2 protein-coding genes are annotated in these 2,251 nt (G+C 59.7%); both read left to right on the top strand.

The genetic code is table 11. The annotated features are described in order from the left end of the window. Positions 1-1,493 (top strand): IS21 family transposase (gene istA / locus B2W52_RS13490; protein WP_286803539.1); only part of this gene is annotated, 1,493 nt, incomplete at its 5' end. After that, a complete protein-coding gene (gene istB / locus B2W52_RS13485) occupies positions 1,480-2,220 on the top strand; it encodes an IS21-like element helper ATPase IstB (protein WP_092034459.1) in 741 nt (246 codons plus the stop codon). The genes istA and istB, both read left to right, overlap by 14 nt. Positions 2,221-2,251 lie beyond the last annotated feature (31 nt).

Below are 2,251 nucleotides of genomic sequence, written 5' to 3'. Positions count from 1 at the left end.
TCAAGGCACTGCACGATAACGGCAAAGGGCTGTCGATCCGCGCCATCAGTCAGGAACTGGGGTTGTCCCGCAATACCGTTCGCAAGTACCTGCGGATGGAGGTGGATGCGATTTCAGAACGGTTTGCAGACCCCTCGCGGAGCAAGCGACTCGATGATCACCGGGATTATCTGGTGCATTTGCTCCAGCAGTTTCCCAAGCTCAGCGCCGTCAAGATTGCCCGCAAGCTGCAAGAGAGGGTTGGCGAGTTGTCGGCCTCGGATCGCACCATCCGACGCTATGTGCGGGTGCTTAAGGAGGAAGTGGCCTCGGCCCAGATGCGCTACTACGAACCCATTCTGGACGATGTGCCGGGTGTTCAGTGTCAGGTGGATCCGGGTGAGTTGCGCGGCGTGCTGATCGGTGGCGAAGAGCGGATTCTCCACTTCGTGGTGTTCGTGCTGTCCTTCTCACGGCTGATGTACGTGGGTCTGGCCTTCCGCCCGCTGGATACCCAGACGTTTATCCAGCTCCATGACGAAGCCCTGCGTTACTTCGGTGGCCTGCCAGAGGAGTGCGTCTACGATCAGACCAAGCTGGTGGTGATCAACGAGCAGTACCGGGAACTGACGCTAAACCAACGGTTCCATGAGTATGCCACCACGGCCGGGTTCCGGATCCATGCCTGCGAAGGCTATGACCCGGAGAGCAAGGGCAAGGTGGAAGCTGGCGTGAAGTACGTCAAGCAGGATTGCCTCTACGGTGAAGTCTTCCGGGACCAGGAGCACGTGCGCCAGCACGTGCAGGACTGGCTTGAGAGCGTAGCCAATGTCCGCATCCACGGCACCACCGGAGAACCACCCCGGGAACGCTTCGAACGGGATGAGCGAGAACACCTGGAGGCTTACCTGTCACCAGCTTGCGTGCAATCTGTGGCCCACGAGACACGTCGAGCCGACAAGACCGGCCTGATCGCCTGGAAGGCCAACAAGTACTCTGTGCCCATGGCCTGGCAGCAGGCCCGGGTGGGCGTTCTGGAGTCCGGCGGCCAACTCCACATCAGCGACCTGAACACAGGGGAAGTCATTGCCAGCCATGCTCTGTGTGCCGATAAAGGCAAGGTAATCAAGAACACCCACCACTACCGGGATCATGCCCAGCGGGTGGCCACCCTTGAGGGTAAGATCAACGACCTGATCGGCAGTGACATCGGGCCACGGTTGTGCCAACAGCTCAAGCGTTCCGAGCCCAAGATCTACAAGGACCAGCTGGTGGCTGCCCGTGACCTGCTCAAGCGCCATGCGCCCGTGGATCCGGCATTAATTACGACGCTGGCAGAGCGTCCCGGCATGACCGCGACACGGCTGCAAAGTTATCTGGAAGCAGCCCAGGCCGCCGTTCTCCGGGAGCGACAGCCGGAACCGCTATCGGAACCAAAAGAAACACTGGATCTGAGCGCTTACCGCCATATTGGCCGCTCCAGTGGCCAGGGGGTGACCCATGAGCCAGCTTGAACAGACCGTGGCCCGTTACCGCAGCCTGCGCCTGAGCGCGGCCGCCGACGAACTGACCAACCTGCTGGCCGAGGCTGAAGCCAACGAGATGTCCTATCTCAGCTTCGCGGACCGGCTTGCCGAGCACGAACTGACCCAGCGCCAGGACAAACGCATCCGCCGGAACCGGAAAATGGCTGCGTTCCCAGCGGAGAAGCGCCTGGAGGGCTTCGACTACCGGCACCAGACCACCATTACCAAACGCCAGGTCAATGCCTTGCTGGACTTCCAGTTCATCGACGAGCGAAACAACCTGGTGTTCATCGGTCCGCCCGGTGTAGGCAAGACCCACCTGGCCATCGGCATTGGCCACAAAGCTGTGGAGGCCGGCTACCGGGTGCTGTTCCGCAACGCTCTCGATCTGGTGGAAGAACTAGAGCTGGCCGAGATGAAGGGTGAGCTGAAAAAGCGGGTCAGCCAACTGGCCAAGTACGACCTGCTGGTCATCGATGAACTGGGTTACCTGCCCATGACGCGGCAGGCCCGGTACAACCTGTTCCAGCTGATCAACAGCCTGTACGAATACCGGTCCATCATCCTCACCACCAACAAGGACTTCACCAGTTGGGGCGAGTTCTTCCACGACGACAACGTGGCGGTGCCGATCATTGATCGGGTCATCCACCATTCACACATCTTTATGCTGGGAGGAGAAAGCTATCGGCTGAAGCAGAAAACGACAGGCTAGACTATGAAAGGTGGGTCAATTTTATTGGCCA

The organism is Marinobacter sp. UBA2498 (assembly GCF_002341575.1).
In the GTDB taxonomy this organism is placed as follows: Bacteria; Pseudomonadota; Gammaproteobacteria; order Pseudomonadales; family Oleiphilaceae; genus Marinobacter; species Marinobacter manganoxydans.
Note: the sequence above shows the minus strand (reverse complement) of the source record. Positions and strands in the feature narration are given on the sequence as shown.

Bases quoted from the DNA above. Each gene is read 5' to 3' on its own strand.
- istB (WP_092034459.1), top strand. From the start codon at position 1,480: ATGAGCCAGCTTGAACAGACCGTGGCCCGTTACCGCAGCCTGCGCCTG.